The sequence below is a fragment of the Anaerobacillus sp. ABA4_114 genome, assembly GCF_056159065.1.
In genome coordinates, this window is record NZ_JBSWUM010000001.1 from 369,739 (window position 1) to 387,111 (window position 17,373).

Annotated in this window: 9 protein-coding genes; all 9 read left to right on the top strand. The window is 44.0% G+C overall.

Annotation, left to right across the window (positions count from 1 at the left end):
• The first annotated feature begins 66 nt into the window (after nucleotides 1–66).
• The 9 genes from ACXAEY_RS01885 (at nucleotide 67) to ACXAEY_RS01925 (ending at nucleotide 17,254) form a co-directional block, all read left to right on the top strand.
• Nucleotides 67–924: a DNA-processing protein DprA gene (locus ACXAEY_RS01885; protein WP_474810065.1), complete on the top strand. Its 858-nt coding sequence runs from the start codon at nucleotides 67–69 to the stop codon at nucleotides 922–924.
• Nucleotides 925–1,265: 341 nt separating this feature from the next.
• Nucleotides 1,266–5,228 (top strand): cell wall-binding repeat-containing protein, encoded by a 3,963-nt coding sequence (locus ACXAEY_RS01890; RefSeq protein ID WP_474810067.1) that lies wholly within the window; start codon nucleotides 1,266–1,268, stop codon nucleotides 5,226–5,228.
• An 88-nt stretch (nucleotides 5,229–5,316) separates the two neighbouring features.
• Nucleotides 5,317–7,764, top strand: a complete 2,448-nt coding sequence (locus ACXAEY_RS01895) for a cell wall-binding repeat-containing protein (RefSeq protein WP_474810068.1) — start codon at nucleotides 5,317–5,319, stop codon at nucleotides 7,762–7,764.
• 137 nt (nucleotides 7,765–7,901) lie between these two features.
• Nucleotides 7,902–9,524, top strand: a complete 1,623-nt coding sequence (locus ACXAEY_RS01900) for a cell wall-binding repeat-containing protein (RefSeq protein ID WP_474810070.1) — start codon at nucleotides 7,902–7,904, stop codon at nucleotides 9,522–9,524.
• 94 nt (nucleotides 9,525–9,618) lie between these two features.
• On the top strand, nucleotides 9,619–11,415 hold the full coding sequence (locus ACXAEY_RS01905) for a cell wall-binding repeat-containing protein (protein ID WP_474810072.1): 1,797 nt from the start codon (nucleotides 9,619–9,621) through the stop codon (nucleotides 11,413–11,415).
• A 35-nt stretch (nucleotides 11,416–11,450) separates the two neighbouring features.
• Nucleotides 11,451–11,573 carry a hypothetical protein gene (locus ACXAEY_RS01910; protein ID WP_474810073.1) on the top strand — a complete coding sequence of 41 codons (123 nt, stop codon included), beginning with the start codon at nucleotides 11,451–11,453 and terminating at the stop codon, nucleotides 11,571–11,573.
• Between the two features lie 219 nt (nucleotides 11,574–11,792).
• Nucleotides 11,793–13,658: a C40 family peptidase gene (locus ACXAEY_RS01915; RefSeq protein WP_474810075.1), complete on the top strand. Its 1,866-nt coding sequence runs from the start codon at nucleotides 11,793–11,795 to the stop codon at nucleotides 13,656–13,658.
• A 121-nt stretch (nucleotides 13,659–13,779) separates the two neighbouring features.
• Nucleotides 13,780–15,645 (top strand): LTA synthase family protein, encoded by a 1,866-nt coding sequence (locus tag ACXAEY_RS01920; RefSeq protein ID WP_474810077.1) that lies wholly within the window; start codon nucleotides 13,780–13,782, stop codon nucleotides 15,643–15,645.
• Between the two features lie 181 nt (nucleotides 15,646–15,826).
• Nucleotides 15,827–17,254, top strand: coding sequence for a cell wall-binding repeat-containing protein (locus ACXAEY_RS01925; RefSeq protein WP_474810079.1), 1,428 nt, complete (start codon nucleotides 15,827–15,829; stop codon nucleotides 17,252–17,254).
• The last annotated feature ends 119 nt before the right edge of the window (nucleotides 17,255–17,373 follow it).

Here is a 17,373-nt window from a genome sequence, read left to right on the forward strand (position 1 = left end):
TAGCAGTCCCTAAAACACATTCTCAAAAGATGTAGTTAAAAATCCATAAAGAAAGAGAAGACAAGAATGGAGCATTGGATTTGGCTTTGTTCAATCCGAAATGTAGGTCCTGTTTCTCAAAAGAAACTACTGACCGCATTTGGAAGTCCTGAGCAAATCTATGAAGCTTCTTCTTTAGAGCTGCAAGAAGTGAAGGGAATTTCTCAGCGTGTCCGGGAAGCTGTTTTAGAGGCTCGGTCACTCGAAGATTGTAAGCGTATTCTTGAACGTGCTCAAAAAGAAGAAATCTGGCTTTTGCCCCGGGATGACCCCCTTTATCCGTCGTATGCTAAAGATTTACCGGAGTCACCAGCACTATTGTATTATAAAGGCCTTATACGTTCATTCACTCCTTCTGTAGCAATCGTAGGTTCTAGAAATTGTACAGAGGAAGGAAGACGGGCTGCCGAAGAACTTTCGTACACACTTTCTAATAGAAAGATTCCTGTGATCAGCGGACTAGCGAAAGGAATCGATCGAGCTGCACACGTTGGCTGCCTCGTAAATCGTGGTGTACCGATCGCTTTCCTTGCAAGTGGGGTCGATCATTGCTATCCGAAAGAGCACCGCTCGCTCTACGAAGCGATTATTGAAAAAGGAGCCGTGATTTCTCAGTACGCACCTGGAACACGTCCAATTCCAAAGCAATTTATACAGCGAAATGCGCTGATCAGTGCGTGGTCGAGTCACGTAGTTGTCATTGAAGCTGGCGTGAAAAGTGGTGCACTGTCCACCGCCCGCTTTGCACGAAAGCACAATCGAAACGTTTTCATGCTTCCGCGTAGTGATGCGCTATCTGAACAGATACCAGGCTGTTCGATAGAGGATGGGTATGAACCTTATCCAGGAGTTTCAGCCTTTGAAGCGGTGTTGAACGAACTCTAGCATCACTACGATTAATTGCTTATACCCAACCTCTATAAACCGATTACCCTTCAGTACCTCCGCAGTGATCCCTCTAGGATCTTCAAGCCCATCTCCCTACAAGAGCATGGTGGCTAGTAGCCCTCAGGGTAGATGAGAAAGAGAAGAAGATAAACCTTCCCCTATACCACTAGATCGAGCCATCGATCTGGTGGTTTCTTTTTGTTTAGGGTCAGGTCCAGATCTCGTCTCCCTCAACAAACAATTTACATGGAAATTACAGATTTTTCTTGGATTTTATTGTATACTGCAAGAGGCGGATAATTTTCGCCATAATCTGACTAATTCCGGGGGGATATAAGTTGAAAAGGAAGTCTTCGAGTCACACGATTAGCTTCTTGCTGATCTTTTCGATGATTTTGAGCTTTTTCGCTGCTCCTGTTTCTCAGTATGCATCGGCTGCTGAAGAGACGTTTCAGAATGTTATCATTTCTGAATACATAGAGGGCGGAGGTTTTAACAAAGCAGTAGAGCTTTACAACGGTACAGGGAGTTCAATAGATTTAACTGACTACAAGCTAGAACTCTATACGAATGGGGAAGCACCTGCTAAGTATTCTGAAACCTTAAATGGTACGTTAGCAGATGGAGAAGTCTATGTACTTTCCCACGATAACGCTGACCAAGTGATTCTCGATCAGGCCGATACTACGAATCAATCCGTTACGAATTTTAACGGGAACGATACGTTAGTACTGAAAAAGAATGACACGATCGTTGATTCTTTGGGGCAAATCGGCAATAATGCAGATTTCGCAAAAGACGTTACCCTCGTTCGTAACGACTCCATTAAGTCAGGCGATACGAACCCGAACGACGCATTCGATGCTTCAGCAGAATGGACAACCTACGCAAAAGACACAACGACTTACCTCGGTTCTCACCTATCAGATGGTGGAACTGATCCAAAACCAGTAGAACTTTCTACGATTGCTGATGCACGTTCAAAAGCAGTCGGTTCAGCAGTGAAAGTAAAAGGGATTGCAACAGCTTCCTTTCTCGCTGGAGGCAGTACAAACCTTTACATCCAAGACAACACAGCTGGAATCATCGTGCGTGCTGAAGGAATCAAAGCAAACCCTGGTGATGAAGTCACTGTAGAGGGCAGCCTGAGTGATTTTAAAGGTATGGCACAGATCAGCACAACTTCTTCAAATATCGCAATTACGACGCAAAATGCAGGTATTCCACAACCACAATCGATCCAATCTAGTAATCTAACAGCCGAAAACGGTGAAGCCGTTGAAGGAGAATTCGTAGAACTTAAAAACGTTACGATCAAATCAGACGCAGGATATGGCGAGTTTAATGCAACTGATTCTGTTGGCGAATTCAAAATCGATAACCCTAATGCAGAAAACCTTGAGATAGGGAAAACCTACGAGATTCTTCGTGGCGTCATCAACTATGACTTTGGTGAATACAAGCTCGTTTTCCGTAGCTCATCAGACATCATTGAAAACGCTTTCTCAGTTGTGGCTAGCCCTGGTGCTGGTTCAGTAACAGAAGGAACGAAAGTGACGCTTGAAACGGCAACTGAAGGAGCAAAAATCCATTACACAATGGATGGTTCAACTCCAACAGACCAAAGCACTGAATATACAGCACCGATCACACTTACAAAAGATACAACGATTAAAGCGATCGCTTCAAAAGATGGCAGAACAAGCGAAGTCGGAACGTTCAGCTACACAGTACTGAAGCCAGCAGACAAACTGAACATTCATGATATCCAAGGTGCTGGACACGAATCTCCTTATAAGGACAAGCCAGTATCACAGGTACAAGGAATCGTAACAGCGAAAGCTGGTGCGAACGGCTTCTACATGCAGAGTGAAACGCCTGACGAAAGCATCGCAACATCAGAAGGAATCTTTGTTTATAGCAAAGGTAATTCTGTAAAAGTTGGCGACAAAGTATCCGTTGACGGTAAAGTCTCCGAGTGGAGAGAAGATGGATATGATGATGCAAAAGATCTATTAACAACTCAAATCTCAGCATCTAACGTCACTGTTGTTTCATCTGATCAAGAGGTACCTGCTCCGATCGTAATTGGAACAGACCGCACGCCTCCAACGGAAAACATTGAAGATGACGGTATGACAACATTTGATCCCGAAACAGACGGATTAGATTTTTATGAAAGTCTAGAAGGAATGCTGATCGAGATTCCTGATGCAACGATTTCTGGACCAAAGAAATATGATGAAGTTCCTGTTTTCGTAAATACAAGCGACGATCAACTGCGTACGCGCGCTGACGGGCTTTTAATCTCACCAGAAGATTACAACCCTGAACGCATGCTGATCGATGTTGATGGAATCGACGTTACTGTAAAAACGGGAGATATGTTCGATGGTTCTATTCTAGGTAACGTTAGCTATGACTATAGCAACTTCAAAATTCGTCCGACGGGTACATTCCCATCCGTGATCGACGGTGGAGTTGAAAGAGAAACGACTGAAATCGAAGTTTCAGAAGAGAAGCTTACGGTAGCAACATACAACATCGAAAACTTCCGTGCTCCTCAAACAGATAAAGCAGAAAAAATTGCAGAGTCGATCGTTTCAAACATGAAAACACCGGACATCATCGGCCTTGTTGAAGTACAAGATAACAACGGTCCGACTGACGATGGCACGACAGATGCAAGTGAATCTTACAAAGCGCTGATCAAAGCGATTGAAACAGCTGGCGGCCCAACGTATGAATTCGCAGATATCGCACCACTTGATAAAACAGATGGTGGGCAGCCAGGAGGAAACATCCGCGTAGGATTCATCTACAATCCTGATCGGGTTGATTTCTCAGACAAGCCTGCTGGAGATGCAACGACTGCTGTCGGTGTCGACAAAGATGGCCTTACGCATAACCCTGGGCGTATCGATCCAACGAACGAAGCGTTCGACGATTCTCGTAAAGCACTCGCTGGAGAATTTACATTCAACGGTGAAAAGGTAATCGTCATCGCTAATCACTTTAATTCTAAAGGTGGAGACGGCGGACTATTCGGTAGCGAACACCCTGTCGTTCTTGGAAGTGAAGTTCAGCGTATGAAACAAGCAACTGTTATCAATGACTTCGTTAACAGTGCAGTCGAAACGATGGAAGATGCGAATGTAATCGTATTAGGCGACTTGAACGACTTTGAGTTCTCTGATCCGATCAACACGCTTGAAGGCGATGTACTAACGAATATGATGGAGAAACTTTCTCCTGAACAGCGTTACACGTACATCTATCAAGGAAACTCTCAAGTTCTCGACCATATTCTCGTAACAAACAATCTAGCAAAACATACGGCGATCGACAGCATTAACATCAACTCAGACTTTAGTGAAGCTGATGGGCGCGCGAGTGATCACGATCCAGTTTTAGCTCAGATCCAATTTGGTAAAAAAGTTGAGCGTACGAGTGGGGAAGATCGCTACAAAACAGCGATCGAAGTTTCAAAAGAAGGTTGGGAGCAGGCAGATACAGTTGTGATCGCTCGCGGTGACACGTATCCGGATGCTCTTGCAGGTGCACCACTTGCTTACAAGTACGATGCTCCAATCCTCTTAAATCCTGAGAACAAACTGAATGCAGATGTACGTGCTGAGCTTGATCGTCTATCGCCTGAAAAAGTTATTATTCTTGGCGGAACAGGCGCGATTTCAAATTACGTAGAATACCAGATTGAAGGTCTTGGTATGAAAGCAGAACGTATCTCAGGGAAAGATCGTTTCGAAACAGCTGCTAACATTGCAGCACGTCTTGACGGTAACCCAGCAAAAGCTGTCATCGCTGATGGCTACAATTATCCAGATGCGCTTGCTGTCGCTTCATACGCAGCGAAGCAAGGCTATCCGATTTTACTAACTGGTAAAAACGAATTGCCTAAAGCTACAAAAACAGCTCTACGTTACATCGACGAAACGATCGTTGTCGGCGGAACAGGCGCGATCGGTGAAGACGTATTTAACGAGCTTCCTAAACCAAAGCGCTATAGCGGAAGCGACCGCTACGCGACTGCAGCAACGATTGCGACTGATCTTGTCGGACCAACGAACAAAGCATTCATCACAACTGGAAGCGAATTTGCGGATGCACTAACTGGATCTGTACTCGCTGCAAAAGAAGATGCAGTTATGCTTCTCGTTCAACAAAATAAAGTGCCAAAAGCGACACAGACTGCGATCGATGAACTCGACATCATGAACTTCCGCATTCTTGGTGGAACTGGTGCTGTAAGTGAAGACGTCATGAATCAACTGAATAAGTAATAGGAGCGGGGGTACGTGCTGAGAGCAGTGCCCCGCCCAACTAGCAATCTATCATACTTAATAAAAGGAAAAGGAAGTGTCTTACCATATGAACATGAAGAAGCCATTTATCGCAGTACTATCATCTGCTGCCCTTGCGATGGGAATCGCAGCTGCGGCACCAGCAACACCTTCTGAAGCGGCTACAGGGAATTTTGACTTAACGATCATGCACACGAACGACACGCACGCTCACCTCGAAAACGCTCCAAAACGTTTGACTGCGATCAAAGACATTCGTGCAAATCGCGAGAACTCGATCCTAGTAGATGGTGGAGATGTATTTTCTGGTACGCTTTTCTTCAATAAATACAAAGGACTTGCTGACGTTCAGTTCATGAACATGATGGAGTACGATGCAATGGTTCCTGGTAACCATGAATTCGATGAAGGACCTAAAACGTTCTCTGAGTTCGTGAAAAAGACTCAGTTTCCAATCGTAAGCTCAAACATCGATTACAGTCAGAATGAAGACCTTAACCCTCTTTACAAAAATGAAGTTGGTACACCTGGAGACGGTGGTACGATCTACCCAGCTGTTATCCTCGATGTGAATGGTGAAAAGGTCGGTGTGTTCGGTCTAACAACAGAAGCGACACCTGAACTTTCTGGCCCTGGAGATACGCTAACGTTTGAAGATCATCAGGAGCACGCTGCAGAAATGGTGAAAATGTTTGAAGAGAAAGGAATCAACAAGATCGTCGCTCTTACTCACCTTGGAAAAAACACAGAGGTCGATCTTGCTGAAGCAGTTGAAGGGATCGACGTTATCGTTGGTGGACACAGCCACACTGAGCTTCCGGAGGGCATTGTGGTGAATGAAGACGAAGAGCCAACAGTGGTAGTACAAGCGTTTGAATACGGCAAATACCTAGGTGACCTTCAAGTAAGCTTCGATGCGAACGGTGTCCTCACTGACTGGGACGAAAACCTCATACGCGTTGATTACAAAGGAACGATGGAACCAGATCCTGAAGCTCAGAAGCTTTATGAAGAGTTGAAGAAGCCACTAGAAGAAATTGAAAAAGAAGTCGTTGGTCATACAGACGTATTTCTTGATGGTGAGCGCGACACAGTACGTTCTGGTGAAACGAACCTTGGAAACTTGATCACAGACGCAATGCTTTCTAAAGCACAAGACTTTACTGATGCGACGATCGCAATCCAAAACGGTGGCGGTATCCGTGCTTCCATCGATGAAGGACCGATTACGATGGGTGAAGTACTGACGACGATGCCATTCGGTAACAACCTTGTAACGCTTGACTTGACTGGTCAAGAAATCATCGATTCTCTTGAGCACGGTGTTAGTGGTATTGAAGACGGCCAAGGACGTTTCCCTCAAGTTTCTGGCATCATGTACTCGTACGATGAAGAAGCAGAAGTAGGTAAACGTATCCTAGATGTGAATGTGAAAACTGAAAAAGGCTACGAAGACATCGACCCTAATGCAACGTACACAGTTGCAACAAACTCCTTCATGGCGACTGGTGGAGATGGCTACACCGTAATGGGTGAAGCAGCTGAAGAAGGCCGTATGGAAGAGCTCTTCTTCGTTGACTACGAACTCTTTGTTGAATACATCGACGGTAAAACGATCGAAATGGGTCAAGAAGCAAGAATCGTTGAAGAAGAAGCAACACGTCTTTCTGGTGAAGACCGTTATGACACGGCGATAGAAGTTTCTAAAGCTGGCTGGGTAAGTGCAGACACTGTCGTTCTAGCTCGTGGCGATGCATTCCCTGACGCACTTGCTGGTGCTCCACTTGCATATGAACTAGATGCTCCAATCTTGCTTACTGGTAAGGATTCTCTTGATAAAAAGGTAAAAGAAGAAATCAAACGTCTTGGTGCTAAGGACGTAGTCATTCTAGGTGGAACAGGTGCGGTAAGTAATTACGTAGAATACCAAGTAGAAGGTCTTGGAATCGACGTTGAACGTATCTCAGGAAAAGATCGTTTCGATACAGCAGCAAACATCGCAGCACGCCTGGGTGGTTCTCCTGAGCAAGCGGTTGTAGCAAACGGAATGAACTTCCCAGATGCGCTTTCCATCGCATCATACGCAGCACGTAACGGCTATCCGATCCTATTATCAGAAGACGATAAGCTTCCTAATGTAACGAAGCGTGCTCTTACGAACGTCGATATGTCGATCGTTGCTGGTGGAACTGGTGTGATTAGTGAAGAAGTAGAAGGAATGCTTCCAAAAGCAACTCGTTATGCTGGGAAAGACCGTTTCAGCACAGCTGCAACAATTGCCACTGATCTAAATCCATCAGCTCGCGTATTCGTAGCAACTGGCATGGACTTTGCAGATGCGCTATCAGGCTCTGTACTTGCAGCGAAGCAAAATGCATCGATCCTACTCGTACAACCAAACAAGCTTCCTGAAGCGACTGAAAAAGCAATTGCTGATCTAGAAGCTTACGACTTCACAGTAACTGGTGGAACTGGTGCTGTAAGTGACGACGTATTTAATAAGCTTTCAAAATAAAGAAATACTAAAGGGAGTGCTGCGGCGCTTCCTTTATTTTTATTTCATGCAGGACTTTTGGATGAGGTAGCAAATAGTATAAACGACGTTCTTTATAATGCATACGATAAAGAACACCAATCAAAGGAGGGAAACGATTGAAGCAAAGTGTTCGAAAAACGCGATTACTGTTTATCCTGTCCCTTGTACTGATGTTATTTGCTCCGTCCATTGCATATGCTGCCCAGTCAAACAATGTTCATGATGAATGGAAATATGTTGCCCTTGGGGACTCATTGGCTGCAGGAGTTCAGTCAGATGGAACACTTGGCGATAGCTATGCTGATTACATAGCAGATGATTTAGAGAATATCGATCGATTAGAATCTTTCACAAAGAAGTTTGCCGTTCCAGGTTTTACGACTGATGACCTTCTGGAACAGTTAACGACGAACGTTGAAGCACAACAAGCTGTAGCGAGTGCTGACCTCATTACGCTCACGATCGGAGCGAATGATTTTCTTAACCTTTTAAAAACCAGTCCAGAAGATCTTGAGAACGAAGAGGTAGTGAAGGCATTATTTACGAAAGTTCAAACGAACTATGTTCAAATCATGGGCATCATTCGTACATTAAACCCTGATGCCAACGTATTCATCCAGGGCTACTACAACCCGTTCTACGCTTATCCAGCTGAACAGCAAGCGGTCTTTACTCAACTGATGACTTCTTTAAATCAAATGATTGAAGCCATTGCTTTAAAATCAGGCAGTGGATTTGTTCCTACGTATGATGTCATTGCAGCGAACTATACGAAATATTTACCGAACCCTCAAAATGTTCACCCTGGTCAAGCAGGATATGAAGTGATAGCAGAAGAGTTTTGGAAGCATATTAAGGTAGTCGTACCAGTGAAAGTCGATCGAATCTCTGGCAAAGACCGATATGAAACGGCTGTTTCCATTTCTGAACAAGGGTGGGAGTCTGCTGAGACCGTCATCATCGCAAGGGGAGACGACTTCCCGGATGCGCTCGCAGGAGCTCCACTTGCATTTAAAATGGATGCACCGATCTTGCTAACTGGTAAAACGCTACCTCAAACGGTAAAAGACGAGATTGCTAGATTAAATGCGAAGAAGGCGTATGTCCTTGGAGGAACAGGTGCTGTCTCAACATATGTCTATAATGAGCTCAAAGGATTAGGTCTCGATGTCGACCGCATCGGTGGTTCTGATCGTTTTGAAACGGCAACAAACATCGCAGCTGTTCTCGACGGTGATCCAGCGAAAGCCGTCGTAGCGAACGGAATGAATTTCCCAGACGCGCTTTCCATCGCATCTTATGCGGCAGAGAACGGCTATCCAATCCTTTTAACAATGAAAGACACATTACCAGATGCAACGAAAAAAGCGCTAGATGAATTTGAATCATCCATTGCAGTAGGAGGGACTGGCGTTATTTCTGATAGCGTTTTGGCACACCTTCCTGGAGCAGATCGCTACGGTGGAGAAAACCGCTACGCTACTTCTGCAAAGATCGCGACGATGCTCAACCCTGCTGACAAAGCGTTTATTGCGACAGGAGCAGACTTTGCAGACGCTCTAACTGGCTCTGTCCTCGCTGCGAAAACGGACAGCACATTCTTACTCGTACCACCAACGAGTGTAGACGATTCCATTTCAGCAGCAGCTAGTGAACTAGGAATCAGGCACTTTACTATTCTAGGCGGTGAAGGAGCAGTTAACAGCAACGTTGAATCTCTGCTCGAATCGATTAACTAATGGTATAAGAGGGTCAGGTAGGGGATCGTCCCCCACCTGACCCTTTTTCATGTTACACTAGAAAAAGTTGGTAAAAGGGGAAGGGGAGAATGTGTTGAAAAAGTTTTTTATTTCTATGGTTATTGCGTTACTTGTAATTAGTAGTTTTGGTAGTTTGCAGCTAGGGGGCAAGGACGTTCAAGCAGCTGAAGATCTTACATATGAAGAAATTGGACAAATTCTTACTGAAGAAGCGATTAAAATGGATATTCCACCTGAAGTAGCGAAGGCGATTGCATATGAAGAAAGCGGCTGGAACCAGGAAAAGGTTTCGAGTGTAGGAGCGCTTGGGGTTATGCAGGTGTATAAGCCAAATGCATCAGATGCAGAAAAGGAGAAGCTTAAGAGCAACACCCGTTATAACATTCAAGAGGGCTTGAAGATCCTGAACGACAAGTTTGAAGGGAAGAGCGGAAAGCTTCCTACCGTGAACGATAACGATCGTGATGTACTTGAAAGCTGGTATTTCGCTGTTCTCGCGTATAATAGTGTCGTTCAAAAAAATAGCCCGATTATCAAAAGTGATGGTTCTGGCGATCGTAACCTCGATGCTTATCAAGAAAAAGTCTATCAATCTATTGAACAATTTAGCATAGCTGGGAACGTCCAACCGATTCCATTTACGTTTGAACTCGATGATTTTAGCTATGGAGAAAAAAATCAGCTTTACTTTGAAACGTTCCATTATGAACTGCCTGAGGAAGTTCTTCATAAAACAGCTCAGAACTACAAAAATCAAGATATTGTCATCACAGCTAAAGGCGCTAACTTCAGAGACGCGCCGTCTTCAAAAGCCAAGAGCCTTGCATCGACTTCAGAACGAGAGCCAGTGACGCTTTCAAGCAATCGTGTTTATGACCAATCGCCTAAATACGGTGTAAGCGATGCGAGCATGGTATTCAAACACTACGTTTGGTATAAAGTTGAACTTGAAAATGGTAAAGAAGGCTACATTGCTTCTGGTGATCTTCTTCAACTTGGACAACGCTTATCGGGTCCTGATCGATACAAAACAGCAGCAGCGATTGCGCAAGATGGGTGGCCGAACGGCGCGGATACAGTAGTCATTGCTAGAGGTGGGGATTATCCAGATGCCCTTGCAGGAACGCCTCTTGCACACCAACTAAATGCACCGATGCTGCTAACACAAGATAATAAGCTAACAGCATCAACGAAAGCAGAGCTAGATCGTTTAAATCCTAACAATGTCATCCTACTTGGTAGTGCAGGTGCAATTACGAACGATGTGAAGACGGCAATCGAAAGTATGGGGATCAAAGTAGACCGTTACGGTGGATCTGATCGTTTTGAAACAGCAGCGATCATTTCAGAGAACCTACCGAGTAGTAACACGGCGATTCTCGCATACGGTCTAAACTTCCCGGATGCTCTCTCCATCGCTCCATATGCAGCAAAAAACGGCTATCCGATCTACCTAGCTCTAAAGGATAAACTACCAGAAGCTACTGCAAAAGCAATCAAAAACTATGACAACGTGATCGTAGTAGGAAGTAACGGGGTTATAAGCGAAAAAGCATTGGCGGGTATTTCAAATTACGACCGCTATGCAGGTAAGGATCGCTATAAAACGAACGTTGATATCCTGAAAAACCTTCCGCTTGGAAATGAGCAAGCGTATGTAGCAACAGGTAAAAGTTTCCCTGATGCTCTAACAGGAGCAGTGCTCGCAGCGAAAAACAACGCTCCGTTGATTCTTTCCACACCAAACACTCTACAGGATGTGACAAAGTCGCTCCTTGAGAACTCATCTTACGATCGCTTCGGACTCCTAGGGGGTAACGATGTGATTGATGTTGAACGTGATTTAACAAAAATCATCATAAACAAGTAGCAGCAGCGCAGAATGCAGCTCCTAAGTTCCTTGTGATGAAGGATAAAATCCCTGCAGAAATTATGGCGCTTATAAATGAAAGAAAAGCCAAATCCTACGTAATCTTAGGAGGCAGCAGCGCAATCGATGAGGATGTAGAAAAACTTCTTTCTGAATAACCAAAAGCCACTGTTCGATTCAAGAACAGTGGCTTTTCTTATGTCATTGTACCTACTACTATCTACCAAAATTCGCTACTATTCGAAAAAAACCCCCTTTTTTAAAGAAAAATTTAACATATTTAAAGGATTACTATTCAAACTTAGCGAATAATAGCCGATATTGTTAAAAGCATATGTGGGTTAGTCATTGCAGTGAAACCATTAAGGGGGATGTACATGCAAGGTTCTACGCTAAAGAAAACGGTAGTTGGATCAGCGCTTTTGTCTGGTTTTTTTTATGTTCAAGCCGGGGAAGTAGAAGCAGCCCTTGGTAATCAGGAATTAAAGCTCGGAATGAACAATTCTGATGTAAAAGAACTGCAGGACGTTTTGAAAGAAAAGGGTTACTTTACATATCATACGTCAACAGGGTACTTTGGCCCGATTACCGAGAAAGCCGTTAGCGACTTTCAAAAAGCAAAAGGTTTATCCGTAACAGGGACAGCAAATGCGGAAACGCTAAATGCGTTAAAGGGAAGTGCGAAAGCTGCTTCTACTTCTTCAAATACACTCACAGTTGGAGAGCGTGGTCAGGCTGTAAGCGATGTTCAATCTAAGTTGAAAAGCAAAGGGTATTATAACTACAACGTCGATGGCATCTTTGGTCCGATTACAGAGAAAGCTGTGAAGCAATTTCAATCTGCAAAAGGTCTATCCGTTACTGGAATTGTCGATCAGGCGACCGAGAATGCATTGAACGCTGCATCGACAACCAAGAAGCCCACACAGGAAGCAGAACAAACGCTAAAAGTCGGTGCTAGAGGTGCTGAAGTTTCAACCGTTCAGCAGAAGTTGAAGAACAAAGGCTATTATAACTATGCCGTTGACGGTATCTTCGGCCCAATTACGGAGAAAGCTGTGAAGCAGTTCCAAAGTGCAAATGGCTTATCGAGCACGGGCGTCGTGGATGGCAAGACGAAGGAAAAGCTTTCAGGTGCAGCGGTACAAGAAAAGAAAGAGGAAAAAGCAACAGGCCTCACGATCGGTGCAAGGGGAAGTGCAGTCACTGCACTGCAGCAAGGACTTAAAGATCGCGGGTATTATAATTACAATGTCGACGGTATCTTTGGTTCGATCACTGAAAAAGCAGTGAAAGAGTTCCAAAGCGTAGTCGGCCTTAAGGTAACGGGCGTGGCAGATGATGCGACTCTTGATGCGTTAAAGTCTCGCGGTGGAACAAAGACAACTGAACCAGTGATGAAAGTAGGTTCAAGAGGTGACAATGTTTCGAAGCTTCAGCATGACCTCAAAACAGCAGGAACGTTTCATGTTGGCGTAACAGGTTACTTTGGGCCGATAACTGAAAAAGCCGTAAAGGATTTCCAAAAAGCAAAAGGCTTGACTGTGACAGGTACAGCAACGAAGGAAACCCTCGATGCACTGAGTAATAACGGTCCAGCGGTTCATCCTCCTGTTCAAGACACTTCAAATGACGATGTCTTAAAAGTAGGTTCAAAAGGTGAGCTTGTTGTTGAACTTCAATCGAAGCTGAAAGCACTCGGATACTATAACGGCGGTGTAGACGGCGCGTTTGGGCCGCTTACGGAGAGTGCCGTGAAGACGTTCCAATCGCGTAATAAGCTAACGGCGAATGGAATAGTAGATTCATCCACTTGGGAGAAGCTCAAGCAGGGAACATCCTACGACGGCGGCGGAACGGGAGATTCCAACACCGGTTCATTCAGCGTCATGGACCTGATCGCGGATGCTTCTGAATTCATTGGTGTACCTTATACGTGGGGCGGCAACACGCCGCAATCTGGTTTTGACTGCAGTGGCTTTCTCGTTTATGTTTTCAAAAAGCAGGGAGTTTCCTTGCCGCGTACGATGGCACAGATGTGGAATGTGACGACGCCAGTCAGCAGCCCATCCGTTGGGGACATCGTGTTTTTTGAAACCTATAAGCCAGGTGCTTCCCACGGTGGCATCTACATCGGAAATAACAAATTCATTCACGCCGGCTCTTCAAGTGGTGTTACGATAAGCAGCATGGATTCTAGCTATTGGTCACCGAGGTACCTTGGTGCAAAGAGAGCTCATTGATAGGGAGACCGATCTATTCGTAGATCGGTCTTTTTTATTTAGAGTCGGCAAGATTTGTTAATAGATTGTAAATTTTATGTTACAATGTGAGGTAAAACTATGTAAAAAAAGGAATTTTCTCATGATAAAATACATACCTATCATTCTTTGGTCACTTGTTCTACTTGGAGGATGGACGTTTAAAAATACCTACTTCTCCCATCAAATCATTGGTGAAGCACACCTAGGTCTTATTTTTCTTGGAGCGCTTGGCCTAACGCTTGTATTAATAAGCTTCCAAGTGATGTCTGGCAAGGTGCGGTACGCAATTCTAGCATTCTCTCTTTATCTGCTCGTCTCGTTCTTACTATACGGAGACGTACTATACGAACGGTACTATTCTAGTCTATTGTCGCTAGAGCTTCTGAATCAAGCGGGTCAGACTGCGGAAGTGGGAGATTCGATCGTTACCCTGATTGAACAAAGCGACCTTCTTTACATAGTAGACATCATCGTTTTGATTCCTTTGTTGATTGTGATGACGTTCAAACGCCAGGCTGAGCAGAGTCGATTAATCGGAACAAGTTTTCTAGCGGTTGGAATCATTACATTAACGCTGTTGTCCATGTTCTCGATCGATGCGCAGTACAGCGATCAATATAAAGTGGCGAAAGCAGGAATCTTGCCGGCGCACTTACACGCAAGCACGATCTATTTTAATGAAAATAAGGTCGCACCTGCGATGGGGCAAGGCTATTCAACGGAAGAGCTTGAAGAGATCAACGAGTACTTTACTAAGCATAAAGGTCAAGAATCCCCTTACTTTGGTGTCGCAGAAGGTAAAAACCTCGTTGTTGTTCAAGGTGAATCTCTGAATGAATTCGTCATTGGCTTAGAAGTGGACGGAGTGGAAATTACCCCGAATATAAATGATCTTGTTGAAAAAAGCTTTTATTACAATCAATTCTACACCCAGATTGGGAGAGGAAATACGTCAGATGCGGAGTTCATCGTGAATAACTCCCTGTTTCCGTCGGATCGTGAGAGTGGATACATTGGCTATGAAGAGGGCGTTTTTCGCTCATTGCCAGTCATCCTTGGTGAAGAGGGCTATCAAACGAGCGTAGCTCACGGAAATGATCCTGAATTTTGGAATCGGAAGGCAGCATATCCTGCGCAAGGGTTCGATGAATTTTATAGTGCGATCTCAGAGAGTATTGACGCTAGTGATCAGCTAGGGATGGGTGTTTCGGATGAAAGTATGTACGCTCAGCTAGCTGACATTTATGAACAAAAAGCGGAGCGCGGTCCATTTTATAATTTCTTTATCACCCTCTCGCAGCACCGCCCTTTTAAATTACCTGAAGAGAAGAAGTACCTCGACTTGCCAGAGCGATTCAACGATACAGCGGTTGGAGACTATCTTCAAAGCTCAAAGTATGCCGATGAAACACTAGGTGTATTTATCGAGGACTTAAAGGAAAGAGGTCTATGGGAAGATACGCTATTCGTTTTCTACGGCGATCACTATGGACTCCTACCTGAAAAGAAACAAGAATTAGATGAACTCCTCGGAGTGACGTTCGATCGGAAAGAAATGTATAACGTTCCACTCGTGATCCACTATCCAGGTCAAGAAGAGGGCGAAGTGAATGACGTGATCGGTGGCATGGTCGATGTTAAGCCGACGATTACAAATTTACTAGGCCTAGAGAACTCTATCTACCACGTTGGACAAGACCTTACCACAAAAGAAGAAGGTTTCGTCGGATTTCGACATGGATTTACAACGTACACTTTCTTTGGGGAAACTTTTTCATTCGATATGTCCCCAACAGGAGAGTTTACAAAGGGGACGTGTACCAGAACAGAAAGTGGAGAAGTAGTAGATGTAGAGAAGTGTCGTGAAGGATACGAGCAAATCAAAAAACACATCGAAATGTCAGATGAAATTTTAGAAAATAACCTTCTCGAAAGGTTACAGAGCATACGTGAAGAATCAATATAAGAGCGCCTTAACAGGTGCTTTTTTTTGGTGAAATTTATCGAAAAAAAGAGATAGTAATTATTTGGAATCTCGTATATAATCCTCTTAGCAATAGAAAATGGAAGGTGAAGCTGCCGACTAGGCGTGTTCTTTTTTCGTTAAATCTCCAAAAAATACAACAATATCCGGGGGAATGAATGTAGTGAAGAAAGCGTTAACGATTTTGTCGTCTGTTGTTTTGGCTGCTAGTATGATAGCCAGTCCTACTGCATCTGCAGCAAGTGATCAACCAGACTTAGAAACAGTGAAAAAACTTGTTAAAGAAAAGAAGCTTGATGAAACCGTCGAACTGCAAGGCTACAATGAAGACGGTGATTTTGAAGAAGAAGAGCCGAACGATCTTTTTGAGCAAGCAAACGCGATCGAACTTGATGACTATGCGATCGGGACGCTTGCTGATCAAGATAAAGATTATTATAAGGTCGAGATTGATGAAGATGAAGATGTTCATTTCATCGTTTCCCTTTATTCAACTGAAATTGAAGGCTCAGAGATGGAGCTTAACGTGAATTTATATAATGAAGACAAGGAAGTGTTAGAAGCTGAATTTGAAGTTTCTGATGAGTTCGGATACTTATCTGCCACAACGCTAGACCCAGGTGTCTATTATCTTGAAGCGTCGGATCTTGCTAATCTTAACAATGGAGAAAACTACTATTTAAATGCTTTCTTGTTCGACCCTGAACCAGAGTTCCAGCGTATTGGTGGGAAAGACCGCTATCATACCGCTGCAAAAGTAGCGATCCGTTCCCATGGTGGGTATACGACAGAGAACGTGGTACTTGCGACAGGAAGTGATTTCCCTGATGCACTAGCTGCAGCTCCACTCGCGTATTCATTGGGTGCCCCAATCTTGTTAACAGGGAAAAATACGTTACCTAACTACACAGAAACAGCATTGGATCTGCTAGAAACGTCTCATGTCACCATCGTTGGTGGAACTGGCGCCATTTCTAAAGATGTAGAAACCTACCTTGAAGAAGAATTAGGAATTGAGGTCAATCGAATTTCTGGAAAAGATCGATATGAAACAGCTGCAAAAATCGCTGGTGAAATCTCATATGGAGGACCAGTTGTTGTAGCTGACGGAACGAACTTCCCTGATGCGTTATCGATCGCACCAGTTGCTGCAGGAAATATGATGCCGATCTTGTTAACGCAGAAAAACAACGTTCCATCAGCAACAACTAAAGCGCTTAGAAACTTCGATTCTACTATTGTAGTAGGAGGAAAAGGTGTCATCAGCAATTCTGTTTTCGAAAAACTACCTGATGCTGAGCGAATCTCAGGAAAAGACCGTTACGGAACATCTGTAGCAATCGCAGAAAGATTTGATCTAGATCGAGAATTTGTTTTCCTTGCGAACGGAAGAAGCTTTGCAGATGCTCTTTCAGGCTCAGTGTTTGCAGCAAGCCTGAATGAGTCAATGCTTCTCACGCCTAAAGATCAGCTTGATCCTGAAGTAAAGCAGTTCTTTGAAGACCACAACACATTTTACTTTAGATTACTAGGTGGTACAGGTGCTGTTGGTGAAGGCGTAGAAGATGATATTTGGAGTATTTTTAAATAACCTTGATAAAAATAATATATGTAAACAGTGCGAGTATCCCTAATTTGGGTGCTCGCTTTTTGTATTTGCAAAGGTATGAAATATGCTTAGAGCTATATTTTTCTAAGCATAAAGGAGCA

Excerpts from the sequence above, each read along its gene's own strand:
- ACXAEY_RS01885 (WP_474810065.1), top strand. The coding sequence starts at position 67 with ATGGAGCATTGGATTTGGCTTTGTTCAATCCGAAATGTAGGTCCTGTT.
- ACXAEY_RS01895 (WP_474810068.1), top strand. The coding sequence starts at position 5,317 with ATGAACATGAAGAAGCCATTTATCGCAGTACTATCATCTGCTGCCCTT.
- ACXAEY_RS01910 (WP_474810073.1), top strand. The coding sequence starts at position 11,451 with ATGAAGGATAAAATCCCTGCAGAAATTATGGCGCTTATAAATGAAAGA.
- ACXAEY_RS01915 (WP_474810075.1), top strand. The coding sequence starts at position 11,793 with ATGCAAGGTTCTACGCTAAAGAAAACGGTAGTTGGATCAGCGCTTTTG.
- ACXAEY_RS01920 (WP_474810077.1), top strand. The coding sequence starts at position 13,780 with ATGATAAAATACATACCTATCATTCTTTGGTCACTTGTTCTACTTGGA.